Here is a 16,351-nt window from a genome sequence, read left to right as displayed (position 1 = left end):
GCCTCCTCAGTCCAGGTGCACGACCTTTTCCAGGAACTCGCGGGTGCGGGTTTCCCTGGGTTGGCTGAATATCTGTTCGGGGCGGCCCTGCTCGACCACCTTGCCATTCGCGCAGAACACCACTCGGGTGGCGATGTGACGGGCGAAATGCATGTCGTGGGTGACGATGATCATCGCCATCTTCTGCTCGGCCAGTTGCAGCATCACGTTCTGCACCTCGATGACCATCTCCGGGTCGAGCGCCGAAGTGACTTCGTCGAACAACATCAGCCGGGGTTCGAGCATCAGCGCGCGAGCGATCGCCACGCGCTGCTTCTGGCCGCCGGAAAGCTGGCTGGGGTAGGCGTGCAACTTGTTTTCCAGGCCCAGGCGGGCAAGGTAGGCGTGAGCCTTTGCGCTGGCCTCGGCCCTGGACCAGCCGCGGACCCTGCATGGTGCGAGGATCAGGTTGCCCAGCACCGATAGATGCGGGAACAGGGTGTAGTGCTGGAAGACCATGCCGATCTGCGTACGCAGGGATTCGTCCAGCGGCTTGCCGTGGCGTCGCTCGCCGTTGATGTAGGGCTTGCCCTGGAAGGAGATGGTGCCGCCCTGGATGCCTTCGAGGCCCATCAGCACCCGGAGCAGGGAACTCTTGCCGCTACCGGACGGGCCGATGATCACCAGGCGGTCGTCGGCGCGCATGTCCAGGTTCATGTCGTCCATTACCACCAGTTGTTCGCCGTACGCCTTGCGGACGCCGCGCAACTGGATGAAGTCGCCGTCGAGGGAGATGTTCGAGGCGAGCGGAACCTGTGGCTGGGTAGCCACCAAACGGGGAATGTTCATTGCAGGACTTCTCCGGGGCCGCCAGTGGGGAGGCAGCCCGCTATGCGAGTCGGGATCTGCTGAGCAGGATTACTGGGCGGAAGCCTGGGCGTTGACCTGGGCGGACGCCTCGTCCACCAGCCGGTCGATCTCGCCGGTCTCGCGGCGTTGGGTCAGGTAGATGTTGAGAACCTGCAGGTCCGCTGCCGAAACGTCGCGGCGCATACCGAAGGAGACGCCCTGTTTGGCCAGCGCCGGCCGGGGCAGGACCTCTTTCGCCCAGGCGTTGGCCAGCGTGTACAGATGGTTGGTGTCGCTGGCATCGACCAGCACGTCGGCACGCCGCGACATCAGGGCAAGGCGGGTTTCGTCCATGCCTGGCAGGCGCATCACGCGGCCTTGCCTGACGACATTGGAAATCGCCTTATCCTGGGCTGTGCCGGACATCACCGCAAAGGTCACACCGGGCTTGTCGTAATCTGCGATGGCGTTGCCTGCCCCGCTGAACTTGGGGTTTTCCTTGTTGACCACCAGCGACACCTGGTAATCGGTCGCTGGTGCGGAGAAGGATACCGCCAGGGCCCGCTCCGGCGTCTGGTTGAGGGCCATGGCCAGGTCCCATTTGCCGCTCTGCAGCCCGGCGACGAGGTTGTCCCAGTTGGTGTCGACGAATTCCACCCTGACCTTCAGCACTTTCTCACCGAAGTTGCGGCACAGGTCGACGAAGTAACCGCTGTATTGGCCGCTGCCGGCATTGCGCATGACATACGGCGCGGCGACCGCGGCGCCGCAGCGTAGCACGCCGGCCTTCTGTACGTTCTGCCACAGAGAAGCATCGTCGGCGGCCTGGGAAGGGGCGTGGCCGAGCAGGATGCCGAGGGCACCCGCACAGACCAGTAGGTGACGGATGGAGCGAGGAAGCAAACGAACCATTTTGACCTCTCCGTTGATTTGTTCTTGTAGGCAGAAGGGCAAATAACCTATCGCTGCGTGTTTCGTTGTGTTCCATGTTGTGTGCAGCAATGTATGCAGAGTATTTTCAACACACGAGTCCTGTCAACAGCTCACGGCTGATTCGTTCGCCAGTCGCGACTGATCGGTCAGGCGAGCCCGTCCGCTGGAACCAGTCGCACGCCTTCGCTCTCCAGGCGCCCGCGATACGTTCGCCGAGGCTCTGCTGGCGGCTTCCCACTGGTAATCTTGTGGCGGGTCGGCGGACGGGCGTTTCGCCCATGCGCCCTGCGCGAGGCGCCGGCCAGTCATCCTTCCCGCGTTCAAGGAACCGACCATGCACGACCTGCCTACCTACGACGATGTGATCGCCGCCGCCGCGCGGATCGCCGGGCATGCCAACCGCACGCCGGTGATGTCCTCGCGTACCCTCGACGAAGAACTCGGCGCGGAAGTCTTCTTCAAATGCGAAAACCTGCAGCGCATGGGAGCGTTCAAGTTCCGCGGCGCCTTCAACGCGCTGTCGCGGTTTTCCGCCGAGCAGCGTGCCGCCGGGGTGGTGGCGTTCTCCTCCGGCAACCACGCCCAGGCCATCGCCCTCTCGGCGCGCTTGCTGGGGATCCCGGCGACCATCGTGATGCCGGCCGACGCGCCGGCGGTGAAGATCGAGGCGACCCGTGGCTACGGCGGGCAGGTAGTGCTCTATGACCGCTATACGGAAGATCGCGAGCAGATCGGCCGCGACCTGGCGCAGCGCCATGGCCTGACCCTGATCCCGCCCTACGATCACCCCGACGTGCTGGCCGGGCAGGGCACCGCGGCCAAGGAACTGTTCGAAGAAGTCGGTCCGCTGGACGCCTTCTTCGCGCCCCTCGGCGGCGGCGGCTTGCTCTCCGGCTGCGCCCTGGCGATCCGCGCGCTGGCGCCGGCCTGCCGGATCTACGGGGTGGAGCCGGAGGCCGGCAACGATGGCCAGCGTTCGCTGCGCAGCGGCGCCATCGTGCATATCGATACGCCGCAGACCCTCGCCGATGGCGCCCAGACCCAGCATTTGGGCAATCTCACCTTCCCGCTGATCCAGCGCAACGTCGATGACATCCTCACCGCCAGCGACGCCGAACTGGTGGATGGCATGCGCTTCCTCGCCGCGCGGATGAAGCTGCTGGTCGAGCCCACCGGTTGCCTCGGCCTGGCCGCCGCCCGCCAGCGCAAGGACGAATTGCGCGGCAAGCGGGTCGGGATCCTGCTCAGCGGCGGTAACGTCGACCTGGCGCGTTTCTGCGCCTTGCTCGGCGGCTAGCCGGCCGCTAGAGGCCGAGTCCTTCGCTGGCTGCCCAGCGCGCCATCAGGCGGTTCGACGGCAGGCTTTCGTCGAGCAGCTTGCGCGCGCTTTCCACCCCCGCGACCGGCAGGCCCTGCGGGTCGAGCAGGCCGATCTGCACCAGCACGCCGGCCTGGTCCCAATAGATGTGCTCGTGGTAAAGGCGGTCGCCGCGAAAGCGCACCACGCCGAGCATGGGGATTTCCACGAAGCGCCCGGTGGGTGGGACGCCGGGCAGCAGCCAGTCGATCTCGCAGCTGTGGGTGAAGCGCATGACGAACTCGTCGACCACCTGCAGCGCCCCCACCGTCCGCGAAATCGGCGTGAGGGTCATGTCCGGCGGGTTGCCGTGGATGAAGTGATGGCGGTAGAAGCGGCTCAGTTCGCGCTGGCCGACGCCGCCGGTGAGGGTCGGGACATGGTTGACGTAGGGCTCGGCGACCATGGTCGCCATGGTCGCGGCGACGTCGCGGGTATCGAACTCGTGGCGCACATGCTCGTCCCACAGCGCGGAGAGGTCGAAGTTCGGCCCGATCTCCCGCTTCAGGGCGGCGATGCTGCGTTCGTGGGCCATCAGGTAGGCCGGTTTGTCGAAGTGCATGCCGCCGACGCGGGCGAAGGCGTGATCGACGCCGGGGTAGAGGTACAACTCGGTCTTGGGCAGGTTGCGCAGGCAGGGCAGGATCGCGTCGCGGGCCTGCTGCGGGCAGTAGGCGTCCTGTTCGGCGAAATGCAGCACCAGCCGGCCCTTGATCTGTTTCGCCTCGTCGAGCAGCGCCTCGATGCCCATGCCATAGTAGCCCACCGAGCAGGAGACGTCGGTGCGCGTCGCGGCGAGGTAGGCCAGCTTGCCGCCCATGCAGAAGCCGACGAAGCCGATCCCGGCGTGGACCACCTCCTCGCGTTGGCGCAGGTGCTCGATACAGGCGGCGATGTCGTCCACCGCGGCGTCCAGGTCGATGCGCTGGAACAGCTCGATGGCCTTGGCGAAGGCCGCTTCGTCGTAGCCCAGGTCGACGCCCGGCTGCAGCCGCCAGAACAGGTCGGGGACCAGGGCCACGTAGCCCTCTTCGGCGTACAGGTCGGCCACCGCGCGCATGTTCGCGTTGACGCCGAAGATTTCCTGACCGATCACCACGCCCGGCCCCTTGCCGCTGGCGGGGAGCGCGAGATACGCGTCGAACCGGCCGCTGCCGTCGGACGCGGCGATGCTGACGTACTGTCCCATGCCTGGATTCCTCATCGGGTTGTTGTTGGAGTGGGAAAACGGGAAAGCGAAGCGAACCAGCCTAGTAGGAACCGGCCGGCGGGTCATTGGCTATCCGCATGCTGGCGGGAGGGTATCCGGATTGTCCGGGAGCGAGGGGCGGGAGGCGGCGCGCTCCTCGGCGAGCCGCTCGCGGATACCGCTCAGGCCCGCTGGCGCTGCCAGGGCGGGCCAGCGGCGAACCGCGCTTCCACCCATTGGCGGAACGCGCTGGCCGCCGCCGTGGCGTAGCGCGCCGAGGGGCGCACCAGGTAGACGCCGGCGTCGGCGTCCAGTTGCCACTCCGGTAGCACCCGTACCAGCCTGCCGGCTTCGAGGTCGCGGCTCATCAGCCACTCGCCGGCGGCGAAGATGCCCAGGCCCTGGCGTGCGGCGCAGAGCAGGGCCTCGTTGTCGTTGCTGACCATCGAGCCGCGTACCCGCACGGGCTGCTGTTCGTCCTGGCGGGTCAGCTTCCACTCCGGGTACGAGTGCAGTCCGTTGAAGCCGAGGCAATTGTGCGCCGCCAGGTCGGCCGGGATACGCGGTACCCCATGCCGCTCCAGGTAGTCGGGAGCGGCACCGAGGATGCGCCGATGGGCGCACAGCCGCCTGGCCACCAGGCGGCTGTCGGCCAGTTCGCCGACCCGGATCGCGAGGTCGAAGCCTTCCGCGATGATGTCGACGAAGCGCTCCGAATAGTCGGTTTCCAGCACCACCTGCGGATGCGCCAGGGCGAACTCCGCCAGCAGCGGACCGAGCCAGAGCCGGCCCATCGCCGACGGCAGGGCGATGCGCAGGCGTCCGCGCAGTTGCGCGGCGCCCAGGCTGGCTTCGTGCTCGGCCTCGTCGAGCAGGTCGACGGCCTGGCGGAAGCGGCTCGCCAGGCGCTCGCCTTCATCGGTGAAGCGCAGTTGCCGGGTGGTGCGTTCGACCAGGCGGATGCCGAGGCGGCGCTCCAGTGCGCCGAGCCGCTTCGAGAGCACCGAGGGATGTCGTTGCAGGGCGCGGCCGGCGGCGGCGAACGAACCGTGCTCGACCAGGGCCAGGAGCGTGGCGACTTCATCGGCCTGCCGGCTGTCGAACGGTTGCATGCATGCGCCTCTTGCGGGTGGGTCAGGGCAAGAGTACCAGCGCGCCTTGCGAGCGTCCCTCCAGCAGATCGGTATGCGCCACGGCCGCCTCGGCCAGCGGGTAGCGCCGCCAGACCCGGGGCTGGATGACACCGTCTGCATGGGCGCGCAGCACAGCCTGCGCGCGTAGCCGGTATTCCTCCGGGTTGGCGGTGTGGGCGGCGAGCGAGGGACGGGTGAGGAACAGCGAACCCTTGGCGTTGAGGGTGGCGACTTCGACGGCTGGCGGCACGCCGGAGGTGGCGCCGAAGGACACCAGCAGGCCGCGCGGACGCAAGCTGTCCAGGGATGCCTCGAAGGTAGCGCGCCCGATGGGGTCGTAGACCACATCGACCTTGCGCCCGGCGGTCAGCTCGGCGACCTGGGCGGCGAGACTGGCCGCGTCGAACACCAGCACCTCGTCGCAGCCGGCAGCCCTGGCCCGTTCGACACTTTCCGCCTTCGACACCACGCCGATCACCCAGGCGCCCAGGTGCCGGGCCCAGGCCGCCATCAACTGGCCGACGGCGCCCGCCGCGCCGTACAGCAGGATGCGTGTGCCGGGCCCGACGGGGTAGGTGGCGTGCAGCAGGTAGTGCGCGGTGATGCCCTTGAACAGCAGCGCCGCCGCGTCCTCGAAAGCGAGTGTGTCGGGCAGCTTCAGCAAGCGCTCGGCGGGGTAGAGCCGGGCGCTGGCATAGGCGCCCAGCGGGCCGGTGGCATAGGCGACGCGGTCGCCCGGCGCCAGTCCGGAGACTCCCGGACCCAGCGCGGCGACCACTCCGGCGCCTTCCAGGCCGAGGCCGGACGGCAGCGGAATCGGTACCGCTCCCGAGCGCTGGCCGAGGTCCAGCGGATTGACGCCGATGGCGGCCTGCTCCAGCCAGACCTCGCCGGGGCCCGGTTGCTGCGCCTGGACTTGCTCCAGGCGCAGGACCTCGGGGCCTCCGTTTGCGTTGAGGGTGATGCGACTGGGCATGGCGGTCTCCTTGGCTGCGTTCGTCGTTCCGGCAGTCTAATGAAGCATCTGGGGATGACCAGGTAGGTTCTTTGCAGTTGATTGCTGCACCACATGCAGTAGTGAGACGGTGCTCCAAGGTGACCGAAAGTCGTGTTTCCGTATCGACGGGATTCGCCTAGTGTAAGGCGGCAGCCTGGACGGCCATGGTCCCTGTGGTCGCCGGGATCATTTCGGGAGAGTCCCATGACGGCACCTTTCAAGGATCATTTCTCCACCGGTTCGGCGAACTACGCAGCACATCGTCCGACCTACCCGGCGCGGCTGGTCGACGAGCTGGCCGCACTCTGCCCCGGCACCCGCCTGGCCCTGGACTGCGGCTGCGGCACCGGACAGCTCACGGTGCTGTTGGCCGAGCGTTTCGAACGGGTGGTCGGTACCGACGCCAGCGCCGCGCAGATCGACAAGGCGCAGGCTCGCGAGCGGGTCGAGTATCGCGTGGCCTTGGCCGAGGACAGCGGGCTGGCGGCGGCCAGCGCCGACCTGGTGACGGTCGCCCAGGCCGCCCACTGGCTGGACCTGCCGCGCTTCTACGAGGAAGTCCGGCGTGTGGCCCGTGCGGACGCCATTCTGGCCCTGGTTACCTATGGCGTATTGCATGTCGACGGCCCCATGGAACCGCTGGTCCAGCACTTCTACCACCAGGTCGTCGGCCCCTACTGGCCTGCCGAGCGGCGCCACGTGGAGGAGGGCTACCGCAATCTGCCGTTCCCCTTCGAGGAGCGCCGCCTGCCGGACCTGGCCATCGAGGTGGCCTGGACCCTGGACGAACTGCTGGGCTATGTCGGTACCTGGTCGGCGGTGAAGGAAGCCGGCAAGGCCCTTGGCCAGGATCCGGGCGCCGCGTTCGTCGATGAGCTGCGCGCAGCCTGGGGCGACCCGCAGACGCGCTATCGGGTCAGTTGGCCGCTGACGGTGCGCGCCGGGGTGATCCGCTGAGCTATCGGACGCAATCCGAAACTCAACCATGACGGCGGGGAGAGCGCCGATCGCGTCCGCCTGCCGTCTACGCAGGTCGCTGCAACCCCCTGGCAGCCGCGGCGTCGCTTGAGCGCGGGTAGGGGGCAGGTGGTGCGCCGAGTCGTATTCGTCGAACTCGCCATGCCGCCCCAGGGCGGGTCGGCGTGCAGGTTGCCAGTCCCTGGCGTACGGGGCGCTCAGTGCGTGCTTTCGTTTCACTGAGCCAGGTTTTCCAGCGCTATGAAGAAATCGCCCCGATTGCAGGATGAGTCTTGCTTTCGTCCCGGTTTCACTGCCGCTGGCTGCTGAATCGAGGGTGCACTCCGCGCAGTCCGGCCCCACACCTTGAGAGTCGTTGCCATTGCCGGGGTTACCCACGTGCTTTCCAGCAGGTACGGAGCCGATGGGAGATCGAGTTGGCGAGAGTGCCGGCTTGCTCCGGCCTTCTGAAGACTCTTCTTGAATCAGAAAAACCTTACGCCAGAAGTAGTGGGGGCTGATGGCCCTGCTCGCTTCGATCCTTCATGGTTAGCGGGTTCTGTTCTTCTTCGCCGTGGAGAGTTTTTCTGTGAGTGGTTCCCTCTTGGTACCGGCCAGTCTCGCCAGTCGCATCAGGCTCCTGCTGGTCATGACCCGGCGCGAGGTCGAACTGCGTTATCGCGACGCCATGTTGGGCCGCATCTGGATCATCGTCTCGCCGTTCCTGCTCTTGCTGATCTATACGTTTGTCTTCGGCTTCGTGCTGAAGTCGCGCTGGGGCGGAAGCCAGAGCACGCTTTCCTTCGCCTTGACCCTGTTTTCCGGACTCCTGCTGAACGGGATCCTCGCTGAAAGCCTGTCCAGGGCCCCGACTATCATCCAGGCCAACGCCAACTACGTGAAGAAGCTGGTTTTTCCCCTGGAGATACTCCCCCTCACACCGCTGCTGGCCGCTTTCTTCAACGCCATGCTCGGCTACCTGGTGCTCTGTATCTTTCTTCTCTTCAGCGGCGTCGAGCCGGGCTGGCAACTGGTCCTGCTACCGCTTGCCCTGCTCCCCTTCCTGCTCTGCGTGACGGGGCTGGCGTGGTTCCTCGCGGGGCTCGGGGTCTATGTTCGCGACATAGGGCAGTTCGTCCAGTTTCTCCTGGTGCTTCTGCTATTCATCAGCCCGGTGTTCTATCCGCTGTCATCCTTGCCACCGGTAATGCAGCCCTACCTGTACCTCAATCCGCTGACGATCCCGGTGGAAATGGTCAGGGCGATCCTTTTCGATGCTCCCTATCCGACCCTTGGGGTCTTCAGCGTTTATTGCGTTGCGTCGCTGCTGGTCTGTTCATCGGGCTTCCTCTGGTTCCGTCGGGTACAGGAAGGTTTTGCAGATGTCCTCTGAGGCCGTTTCCCCGGGCCCGCAGGTGACGGCCGAGTGGATACCGCTGGGGCAGCGTTTGCTCGAACGTGGGTTGGTGAGCGGCCAGGAACTCGAGCGGGCGCTCGACCTGCAACGCCGGCTTGGCGGCCGCCTGGGAGGTATTCTCGTGCGTTCCGGAGCCATCTCGGAAAATACCCTCATGCAGGTGCTGGCGGAGCAACTGCGGTTGCCGCTGGTGGGGGACGACCTGCGGAAGCCGAGCGAAGAGTCCATCGCCGCATTCCTGCTCAGCACCCCGATCAATACCGACTGGTTCGTCGAAGAGCAACTGGTGGTCTGGGAGGAGGGCGAGCAACTGCTGTTCGCGGCGCGTGATCCGTTATCTCCTTCGATACGCGAAACCCTGGGCTATTTCTATCCGGAGCGCTCGATTCAAGCAGTGCTGTGCCGCTCCCAGGATCTGGACGGCTGGTTGGAGCATTCCCTGGACCTGGCCCGGCAAGGTGCGGATCGGCACGCCTACGGCAGCGAAGACATCCGCTACCTGCGGGAGCTGGCGGAGGAGGCGCCGGTAGTCGAACTCGTCAACAACGTGATGAGCCAGGCCATGGAAAAGCGCTCTTCGGATATTCACATCGAACCCCGGGAGTTCGACTTCCGTATCCGCTTCCGCGTCGACGGCGTCCTGCACGACCAACTGAGCCTTCCCCGCGAGCGATTCGCGGCGGTCGTCTCGCGGATCAAGCTGATCTCCGCCATCGACATCGCGGAGCGACGGTTGCCGCAGGATGGACGCATGAGCATCCGGGTCAGCGGTACGGAGCTCGACGTGCGGGTCTCCACCTTGCCAGGGGTGCATGGCGAATCGGTGGTCATGCGCCTGTTGCCGAAGGAGCGCGAGGGGTTGTGCCTGGACCGGCTCGGGATGCTCCCGGACCACTTGCGGAGGATGCGTGCATGGGTAGCGGAACCCCACGGCATCATCCTGGTGACCGGCCCCACCGGATCGGGCAAGTCCACGACGCTCTATGGCGCGCTGGAGGAAATCAATGATGGCGTGCGCAAGCTCATCAGCGTGGAAGATCCCGTGGAGTACCAGGTGCCCAACATCACCCAGGTCCAGGTCCATGCCGACATCGGCCTGACCTTCGCTGCCGCCTTGCGCTCGATCCTGCGGCAGGATCCCGATGTGATCATGATCGGGGAGATACGCGACCTGGAGACGGCGGAGATCGCCGTACAGTCCTCGCTCACCGGTCACCTGGTGCTTTCGACCCTGCATACCAACGATGCGGTGAGTGCCTTCACGCGCTTGATCGACATGGGCGTGGAACCCTTCCTGGTGGCTTCGCCGGTGCGCGGTGTCCAGGCCCAGCGACTGGTGCGCAGGTTGTGCGCCCACTGCGCGGAACCTTGCGAGCCAACCCTTGCTGCGGCCGATCTGGCAGCGACCGAGGCGGCCACCGCGCGGCTGTTCCCGGGGCAGGCAGCGCAATGGCGCGTGGCGCGAGGCTGCGGCCGCTGCGAAGGTACCGGCTACAGCGGCCGTGTGGGCATCTACGAACTCGTCGATCTGTCTTCCGAGATGCGCGACCTGATCGTGCAGAGAGCTTCCCTCGAACAGATGCATCGGCTTGCCGCCAGCCAGGGACAGCGCAATCTGCGTGAAGATGGCTTGATCAAGGCCTGGTTGGGTATGACCAGTCTTGACGAGGTGCATCGCGTGACCAGCGGCTAAGCCCATGAATTTCATCTACCAAGCCGTCGATCGCAAGGGCAGGCGCGTTCGTGGCGAACTCTGCCTCCCCACGCGCCAGGATGCGCTGCGGCAGTTGCAGCGCCAGGGGCTCACCCCGCTCAGCCTGGAGGTGAAACGCCGCAACCTGGGCTCGCGACGTCGGCTCAAGGCCGAGGAATTGAACATGGCCATCCACGAGCTGGCCACCATGCTCGCGGCGGGAGTGAGCATGGCCGACGCGGTGGAGGCCCAGGAGCGAGGCGCGCGCCACCCGAAGTTGATTTCCGCCCTGCAGGCGATGGCCAATGGTCTGCGCCAGGGGCAGTCCTTTCCCGTGGTGCTGGAGAGCGCCGGCCTCGACCTGCCGCGCTATGTATATCAACTGGTGGCGGCCGGCGAGATGACCGGAAACCTCGCAGGAGCCCTGAGGGACTGTGCCACGCAGATGGAATACGAACGGCGAACCCGCGCCGAGTTGCAAGGGGCGCTGATCTACCCTGCGATTCTGGTGCTCAGCGGGGTGCTCGCCGTGGCGACCCTGTTCGTCTTCGTCGTTCCGAAATTCGCCAATCTCCTGAACGAGACCGCCCAGCTTCCGTGGCTTGCCTGGGCAGTGCTGAGCATCGGGGTATGGAGCAACGAGAGTTCCGGCTTGCTGGCGTTCGCCGTCCTGCTGCTTGCTGGCGGCATTGCCGTGGCGCTGCGCAATCCGGCGCTCCGCGCCCATGCGCTCGACCAGTTGGTGCGCCTGCCCGTAGTCGGGGAATGGTTGATGCAGGCGGAAATAGCGCAATGGTCGAAGGTGCTTGGAACCCTGCTGGGAAATCGTGTGCCGCTGGTGGAGGCCCTGGCGCTTTCCGCCGCTGGCGTCCGCATTGCCCGGCAGCGCCGGACCCTGGAGCGAGTCACCCAGGATGTGCGGGCCGGCATCGCCTTGTCGGCAGCGTTGGAGGAGCGCCAGGCGGTCACGTCCATCGGTTCGAGCCTGGTGCGGGTTGGAGAGGCCTCCGGGCAGCTCGCGGAGATGCTGCAGAGCCTGGCGACGCTCTATGGAGAGGCCGGGCAGGCGCGAATGAAAAAGGCCCTGGTGCTGATCGAGCCTCTGGCGATCCTGCTGATCGGCTCTGTGTTCGGCCTGATCATTACCGGCGTGGTACTGGCGATTACCAGCGCCAACGACATGGTGCTTTGAATGCCGGGTATCGATGCCGCGGCTGGTTGGATGAGACGTGAAGTGGAAACCGTATGAACAGAGCTGCACAACAGGGCTTCACCCTGCTCGAGATGATTGTGGTGTTGGTGATTATCGGCATGCTGATGGGGCTCGTCGGGCCGCGACTGTTCAGTCAGGCCGACAAGGCGAAGGCGCAGACGGCGGATACCCAGGTGAAGATGCTCAAGGGCGCGTTGCTCACCATGCGCCTGGACATCGGCCGGCTGCCGACCGAAGAAGAAGGCCTGGCGCTACTCAACACGCCGCCTTCCGATGAACGTCTCGGGGCCTTCTGGCACGGGCCCTACCTCGAGGGCGGCGTACCGCTGGACCCCTGGAACCGGCCTTACCTGTACAGCGACAGGCCGAGTGCCGAACAACCCTTCACTCTCTACAGCCAGGGCGCGGATGGGCAGCCCGGTGGGAAAGGCCTGGATGCCGATGTCGGTTACGCGCCCAAACGTTGACCAGGCCGCGTTCACCTTGCTCGAACTGCTGATAGTGCTGGTGTTCGTCGGGGCCATTGCTGCGGTGGCGTTGCCCGGCCTGGTGAGGATGCAGGAGACCTGGGCGCGCAGGACCGCGCTGGACGATCTGTTCAATCAATTACAGACCCTGGGCTATCGCGTGCGCAGCGACGGGCGGGAGCTGCTCATTGATGAGAGCGGGGCGGTTCCCGAGCAGTTGCTGCGACTGCCCGATGGCTGGACGGTTACTGCTCGGCCGCCGATACGTTACATGGCAAACGGAGTTTGCCTGGGCGGAAAGTTGCAGGTCCATCATGGGCGCGCGACACATACGCTGCTGCTTCAGCCCCCCCTCTGCGCGCCCGGGACGATCCGCTGATGCCGGCGCGGCAGGAAGGCTTCACGCTCCTGGAGGCGGTGGTTGCGCTGACGCTTCTGGCAGTGGTCGGCGGTGCGCTTTTCGCCTGGCTCAACAGTGCCTTTCGGAGCATGCAGCGGGTCGAGGCGGCCGAGCTGCGCATCGAGACGGCCCGGGTGGCGATGGCCTATCTGGAGCGCATGAACCCTGCGCTCGAACCCGCAGGCAGGGTCCGGCTGGGGCATTACCGGCTGGAGTGGCGAAGTTCGCCACTGTCCGCATCGAAAGCGGCGGTGGGCCGCCATAGCGGCAGTCCGGGCATCTACGACGTGACCTTGTTCAGGGTCGTCGCCAGCATCCGGGCCGGCGATGGAACGCCGCAGACGCTGCAACTGGAGCTTCCCGGTTACGTGGTCATCCCAGCGCGACTGGGTGATGGACCATGATCCGCTCGCGACGAAAACAGGGTGCATTCACCCTGCTCGAGATGATCGTGGTGCTGCTGGTCGTTTCCTTCATCGGCACGTTGCTCATGCAAGGGTTGAGCTATGCCAGCAAGGCCAACCAGTCCTTGCACCAGAACCTGGGGCGCGGACAGGTCCGGGCGCTGACCTTCGATTGGTTCCGTGATGCGGTGGAGAACCTGGTCGCTCCCGAGGCTGGCGAGGTCCGCTGGCGTTTGCGAGGGGACGAACTCAGTTTCGAGGCCATGTCTGCCGCGGCCCTGGATCGCCGTGCGGGCATCCCGACGCCCTTGGCCTTCCGGCTCGAGCGGCGGGCAGGAGAGGACCGGACCGAGTTGATCTATGTGCGAAGGCTGGAGGACAGTCGCTGGCCCCTCCTGCATCTGCGCGGCGAAGCTCGCTTCCGCTATCTGGACGGTCACGGCCAGTGGCTCCGGGACTGGCCGCCGAGCGCGCAACTGGCCGATACCCTTCCCGAGGCGATGGCACTGACGGCTCCCGAGGAGCGCCTGTTTGTCCTTGTCGCGGTCGCGCTGCCCAGAGCGAGGCCCGCCGAACATGATTTCTGATGGCGCATGCCGACATGCGGCGTCTGCCCGCTCGTCTGGCTTCGTTCTGGTCGGAGTGGTCTGGTTCCTGGCCATCATGACCCTGCTGGCCAGTGCCGCTGTACTCTGGGTCGGGCGCTCGCTGGATGCCACGGAAAACCGGCGCAAGGCGCTGCTTCGTGAGCTGGAGGAGCATGCCTTGCTGGCGCGGGTCCAATGGCTGGTGGCTACCCAGCGCTATACCGTCGCGGGCCTGAGCGTACCGGGAAATGCTGGCGCCGCGCCGAGCAAGGTGGACATGGACACTTCGATCCTGCCCATTGGCGGGGAGCTGCCTCTGGATGGCCGGGAGTTCTGCATGGCCAATGGCTGGTGCATTGCGCTGCTCGATCGCTCCGCGCGCCTCAGTCTTTCCGGCATCGATCCGCGGGTACTGTCCAGGCTGCTGGCGGGGTTGGGGGTTCCCGCCGAGCAGGTGCAGGTCATGGTCGCCCAATGGTTCAGCTATCTCTATCCCGGCGCCGCTCCACGACTGGGTAGCGCCGCGCAAGCCAGCGACAGGTCCTCTCCGGGCCAGGCCCGGCGCCGTCCGTTGCGCTCGGTGATGGAAGTCTTCCGGCTGGAGGCCTGGCGCCCCTGGGAAGCGCATTTGCTCGACGCCGGTTGGCGCGATCTGGTTGCGGCGGACGAGGCGGCGCTGAACATCAACACCGCGGATGCCCGAATCCTGTCTCTTGCCTGGGGACTACCGGAGGACGCTGTCGGCCGACTGCTGCAAGCCCGCTGGCAGCGTCCGTTCACCCGGATGTCGGACCTGCATGACGTCCTCGGGGGGCATGCGAGGCTGGTTCCCGAGGATGGCTGGGCGCGCCTGGCCAGTCCGGTCCTGTCGATTCGGCTCTACCCGCCAGGAGCCGAGCAGGGGACGGAATACGAGGTCCGCTTCAACTCAGAGCACCGCCTGCTGCCACCCTGGCAGCTTCTCTCGAAGAGGTCCGTGAAGATAAATGATCGCTACTCGAATCCTCCGCTGCATCCCGATATCGCCCCCGGGGTTCTTGCCGCCCCGCTTGTGGCAAGGCCGTGGTAAGGATGGCCGGGCGCAGCTTGAGTGGGTACGTAGAGGTACAGGGTTGGCGCGGCGCGCCCCAGCGCAGTGGATCGTGGATCGGGCGTGGTGTGTCTATCGCTGTCTCGATCTCAATCATGTGCCGCGCTCTGACCGGTATCAGGCACTGGCGTTGAAGCTTGCCGCCCTGGCGCCTTTTCGCCGCGCAGGCCATTACGTAGCCTGGCGGGGTGGCCATGCTCTGGTCTGGTTCTGGGATGAGGAGGTCCGGGAGGCCGTTGCCGAAGACTGCGTCGACCAACCTCGGCGTTATCGCTGTATCCCCGAATCCCTCCTGCAGGCTCCCCCTCGGTCGGTCGCGGAAGGCGAGACGGTTCGGCTGCTTCGGGTTCGCTCCGGGCTGGATCTGCAGGTCTGGAGAGATGACTGCCTTGTCCTGAGCCATTTCTTTCCCAGCCCACCCCAGCCAGAACAATGGGTTCGGTTGCTCCGGGGGCTGGCGGGAATACGCATTCCGGAGAGCCTGGTTGCCGAGCCTGGGGAAGCGCTGGGCCGTCCCTGGGCCGTTCCGGCGGCGGAAGCAACGCTGCTGCGATGGGAGCGTTGGTTGCCGCATGGGCTCATAGCCACCCTGTTGCTGGGATGCGGATTCAATCTGGGGGAAGGTTTGTCCTGGTGGTGGGCCGAGCGTGCGCTGCGAACGCAGTACGACCAGCTGAGCGGCCAGGTCTCGCCGATCCTCAGCGCACGCAACCAGGCCTTGCAGACCAATCGGATGGCCACGGAGCTGGGGCGCGCTTTGCAGCATCGCTCGCAGGTGGCGCTGCTGGGACAGGTAGCGGAACTGTTGCCGAAGGACAGTCGGTTGCTCGCCTGGCGCTATCGAGGCTCCGAGCTGGAGTTGCGGATTGGCACCGACAGTGTCGACCCGCGTCTCTATGTGAGGCGTTTCATGGAGTCGGGGAGTTTCGAAGATGTCAGGGTGGAACCTTCGCAGAGCGAGGGGCTATCGCTGAGCCTGGTCCTGCGTACGCCGGGGGAGGGTGCCTGATGTCGGACTTCCAGCGATCACTGCAGTTCCAGGGGCGGAACCTGCAACGACAATGGCAGGAAAAACCACTCTTGCGCATGGCCATCTGGAGCCTGTGCCTGCTGCTGGTTGTGCATCTGGTCATGCTCAGCATGGATTGGAGGGAGGAACGAGGGGAGGAATATCGTCGTCTGGCCGGGGAATGGCTCAAGCTCCAGGACGTTTCCCGGCAGACCGCCTGGCCGGAGCGGGCGATGCAGGCAGAGCAGGTACTGAACCTTCAGCGAGAGCGCTTCTGGCAGGCGCCGAATGCGTCGCAGGCGAGGGCCGATGTGCAGGCCTGGCTGACCGAGCGGGTTCGCCTGGCGGGCGTCCCTGACGCGGAAGTGAGCGTACTGCTTCCTCGCGGCTTCGAGAAGCAAGGGACGATCGCGCGTATCGAGGCCCAGGTTCGCGGGCAGTTGCAGCCAGCCTCGTTCAGTCGGTTGTTGCAGGATATAGAAGCGGAGCAGCGGCAAGTATCGGTGGAGTTTCTGGAACTGAACAATATGTCGTCGCCCATGCTCAATCTACAATTGTCGTTCCTGTTCGTAGCGGCCTATTGAAGCGGATGCGGATCGGGCAGCACCCGTTTGCTGGAAGAGTTCGGCGGAGGGCGGTGCCCTTCGATGGAGCGAGTTGCCGCCAGGCGGCCGGGA

The 16,351-nt window shown here is 65.8% G+C and carries 17 protein-coding genes; 12 read left to right on the top strand and 5 right to left on the bottom strand.

The features are described from left to right. Positions 1 to 6: 6 nt before the first annotated feature. Together HMPREF2914_RS22355 and HMPREF2914_RS22350 are read right to left on the bottom strand one after the other, a co-directional pair. A complete protein-coding gene (locus HMPREF2914_RS22355) occupies positions 7 to 828 on the bottom strand; it encodes an amino acid ABC transporter ATP-binding protein (RefSeq protein WP_003090530.1) in 822 nt (273 codons plus the stop codon). A gap of 69 nt (positions 829 to 897) precedes the next feature. Continuing rightward, positions 898 to 1,740, bottom strand: a complete 843-nt coding sequence (locus HMPREF2914_RS22350; RefSeq protein WP_003090529.1) for a transporter substrate-binding domain-containing protein — start codon at positions 1,738 to 1,740, stop codon at positions 898 to 900. Between the two features lie 355 nt (positions 1,741 to 2,095). On the opposite strand from HMPREF2914_RS22350, the gene HMPREF2914_RS22345 reads away from it, so the two are divergent. Then, complete coding sequence (locus HMPREF2914_RS22345) at positions 2,096 to 3,058, top strand: threo-3-hydroxy-L-aspartate ammonia-lyase (protein WP_003090528.1); 963 nt, start codon at positions 2,096 to 2,098, stop codon at positions 3,056 to 3,058. A gap of 7 nt (positions 3,059 to 3,065) precedes the next feature. Here HMPREF2914_RS22345 and HMPREF2914_RS22340 read toward each other — a convergent pair whose 3' ends face one another. The 3 genes from HMPREF2914_RS22340 to HMPREF2914_RS22330 form a co-directional block, all read right to left on the bottom strand. Continuing rightward, entirely contained in the window at positions 3,066 to 4,307 is a 1,242-nt protein-coding gene (locus HMPREF2914_RS22340; protein WP_003113399.1) for a dienelactone hydrolase family protein, read from the bottom strand. Positions 4,308 to 4,489: 182 nt separating this feature from the next. Continuing rightward, positions 4,490 to 5,419, bottom strand: coding sequence for a LysR family transcriptional regulator (locus HMPREF2914_RS22335; RefSeq protein ID WP_023091666.1), 930 nt, complete (start codon positions 5,417 to 5,419; stop codon positions 4,490 to 4,492). A 22-nt stretch (positions 5,420 to 5,441) separates the two neighbouring features. Next, a complete protein-coding gene (locus tag HMPREF2914_RS22330) occupies positions 5,442 to 6,416 on the bottom strand; it encodes a quinone oxidoreductase family protein (RefSeq protein ID WP_003110096.1) in 975 nt (324 codons plus the stop codon). Between the two features lie 225 nt (positions 6,417 to 6,641). On the opposite strand from HMPREF2914_RS22330, the gene HMPREF2914_RS22325 reads away from it, so the two are divergent. The 11 genes from HMPREF2914_RS22325 to HMPREF2914_RS22275 all read left to right on the top strand — a co-directional run bounded on the left by HMPREF2914_RS22325 (position 6,642) and on the right by HMPREF2914_RS22275 (position 16,258). After that, complete coding sequence (locus tag HMPREF2914_RS22325) at positions 6,642 to 7,394, top strand: class I SAM-dependent methyltransferase (RefSeq protein WP_015502784.1); 753 nt, start codon at positions 6,642 to 6,644, stop codon at positions 7,392 to 7,394. Between the two features lie 589 nt (positions 7,395 to 7,983). Then, positions 7,984 to 8,787, top strand: coding sequence for an ABC transporter permease (locus HMPREF2914_RS22320; protein ID WP_003097732.1), 804 nt, complete (start codon positions 7,984 to 7,986; stop codon positions 8,785 to 8,787). Then, positions 8,777 to 10,504 (top strand): GspE/PulE family protein, encoded by a 1,728-nt coding sequence (locus HMPREF2914_RS22315; RefSeq protein WP_023091667.1) that lies wholly within the window; start codon positions 8,777 to 8,779, stop codon positions 10,502 to 10,504. The genes HMPREF2914_RS22320 and HMPREF2914_RS22315 overlap by 11 nt, the downstream gene beginning before the upstream one ends. A gap of 4 nt (positions 10,505 to 10,508) precedes the next feature. Next, on the top strand, positions 10,509 to 11,696 hold the full coding sequence (locus HMPREF2914_RS22310) for a type II secretion system F family protein (protein WP_003138899.1): 1,188 nt from the start codon (positions 10,509 to 10,511) through the stop codon (positions 11,694 to 11,696). A gap of 53 nt (positions 11,697 to 11,749) precedes the next feature. Further along, a complete protein-coding gene (gene gspG, locus HMPREF2914_RS22305; protein ID WP_003090519.1) occupies positions 11,750 to 12,184 on the top strand; it encodes a type II secretion system major pseudopilin GspG in 435 nt (144 codons plus the stop codon). Further along, positions 12,153 to 12,563, top strand: coding sequence for a type II secretion system protein (locus tag HMPREF2914_RS22300; protein WP_023981094.1), 411 nt, complete (start codon positions 12,153 to 12,155; stop codon positions 12,561 to 12,563). Before gspG ends, HMPREF2914_RS22300 begins: the two co-directional genes overlap by 32 nt. Then, positions 12,563 to 12,988, top strand: a complete 426-nt coding sequence (locus tag HMPREF2914_RS22295; protein ID WP_003110087.1) for a PulJ/GspJ family protein — start codon at positions 12,563 to 12,565, stop codon at positions 12,986 to 12,988. Before HMPREF2914_RS22300 ends, HMPREF2914_RS22295 begins: the two co-directional genes overlap by 1 nt. Continuing rightward, positions 12,985 to 13,575, top strand: a complete 591-nt coding sequence (locus HMPREF2914_RS22290; RefSeq protein WP_004350096.1) for a PulJ/GspJ family protein — start codon at positions 12,985 to 12,987, stop codon at positions 13,573 to 13,575. The genes HMPREF2914_RS22295 and HMPREF2914_RS22290 overlap by 4 nt, the downstream gene beginning before the upstream one ends. Then, complete coding sequence (locus HMPREF2914_RS22285) at positions 13,565 to 14,644, top strand: type II secretion system minor pseudopilin (protein WP_003138906.1); 1,080 nt, start codon at positions 13,565 to 13,567, stop codon at positions 14,642 to 14,644. The genes HMPREF2914_RS22290 and HMPREF2914_RS22285 overlap by 11 nt, the downstream gene beginning before the upstream one ends. Positions 14,645 to 15,290: 646 nt before the next feature. Further along, positions 15,291 to 15,674, top strand: a complete 384-nt coding sequence (locus HMPREF2914_RS32785; RefSeq protein ID WP_003162130.1) for a hypothetical protein — start codon at positions 15,291 to 15,293, stop codon at positions 15,672 to 15,674. After that, a complete protein-coding gene (locus tag HMPREF2914_RS22275; protein WP_003138910.1) occupies positions 15,674 to 16,258 on the top strand; it encodes a GspMb/PilO family protein in 585 nt (194 codons plus the stop codon). Before HMPREF2914_RS32785 ends, HMPREF2914_RS22275 begins: the two co-directional genes overlap by 1 nt. Positions 16,259 to 16,351 lie beyond the last annotated feature (93 nt).

Source organism: Pseudomonas sp. HMSC067G02, assembly GCF_001813485.1.
GTDB classification, from domain to species: domain Bacteria; phylum Pseudomonadota; class Gammaproteobacteria; order Pseudomonadales; family Pseudomonadaceae; genus Pseudomonas; species Pseudomonas aeruginosa.
The sequence above is the reverse complement of the archived record's forward strand: the minus strand, read 5'-3'. Positions and strand labels throughout refer to the sequence as shown.

Bases quoted from the DNA above. Each gene is read 5' to 3' on its own strand.
- HMPREF2914_RS22355 (WP_003090530.1), bottom strand. From the start codon at position 828: ATGAACATTCCCCGTTTGGTGGCTACCCAGCCACAGGTTCCGCTCGCC.
- HMPREF2914_RS22350 (WP_003090529.1), bottom strand. From the start codon at position 1,740: ATGGTTCGTTTGCTTCCTCGCTCCATCCGTCACCTACTGGTCTGTGCG.
- HMPREF2914_RS22345 (WP_003090528.1), top strand. From the start codon at position 2,096: ATGCACGACCTGCCTACCTACGACGATGTGATCGCCGCCGCCGCGCGG.
- HMPREF2914_RS22340 (WP_003113399.1), bottom strand. From the start codon at position 4,307: ATGGGACAGTACGTCAGCATCGCCGCGTCCGACGGCAGCGGCCGGTTC.
- HMPREF2914_RS22335 (WP_023091666.1), bottom strand. From the start codon at position 5,419: ATGCAACCGTTCGACAGCCGGCAGGCCGATGAAGTCGCCACGCTCCTG.
- HMPREF2914_RS22330 (WP_003110096.1), bottom strand. From the start codon at position 6,416: ATGCCCAGTCGCATCACCCTCAACGCAAACGGAGGCCCCGAGGTCCTG.
- HMPREF2914_RS22325 (WP_015502784.1), top strand. From the start codon at position 6,642: ATGACGGCACCTTTCAAGGATCATTTCTCCACCGGTTCGGCGAACTAC.
- HMPREF2914_RS22315 (WP_023091667.1), top strand. From the start codon at position 8,777: ATGTCCTCTGAGGCCGTTTCCCCGGGCCCGCAGGTGACGGCCGAGTGG.
- HMPREF2914_RS22310 (WP_003138899.1), top strand. From the start codon at position 10,509: ATGAATTTCATCTACCAAGCCGTCGATCGCAAGGGCAGGCGCGTTCGT.
- gspG (WP_003090519.1), top strand. From the start codon at position 11,750: ATGAACAGAGCTGCACAACAGGGCTTCACCCTGCTCGAGATGATTGTG.
- HMPREF2914_RS22300 (WP_023981094.1), top strand. From the start codon at position 12,153: ATGCCGATGTCGGTTACGCGCCCAAACGTTGACCAGGCCGCGTTCACC.
- HMPREF2914_RS22295 (WP_003110087.1), top strand. From the start codon at position 12,563: ATGCCGGCGCGGCAGGAAGGCTTCACGCTCCTGGAGGCGGTGGTTGCG.
- HMPREF2914_RS22290 (WP_004350096.1), top strand. From the start codon at position 12,985: ATGATCCGCTCGCGACGAAAACAGGGTGCATTCACCCTGCTCGAGATG.
- HMPREF2914_RS22285 (WP_003138906.1), top strand. From the start codon at position 13,565: ATGATTTCTGATGGCGCATGCCGACATGCGGCGTCTGCCCGCTCGTCT.
- HMPREF2914_RS22275 (WP_003138910.1), top strand. From the start codon at position 15,674: ATGTCGGACTTCCAGCGATCACTGCAGTTCCAGGGGCGGAACCTGCAA.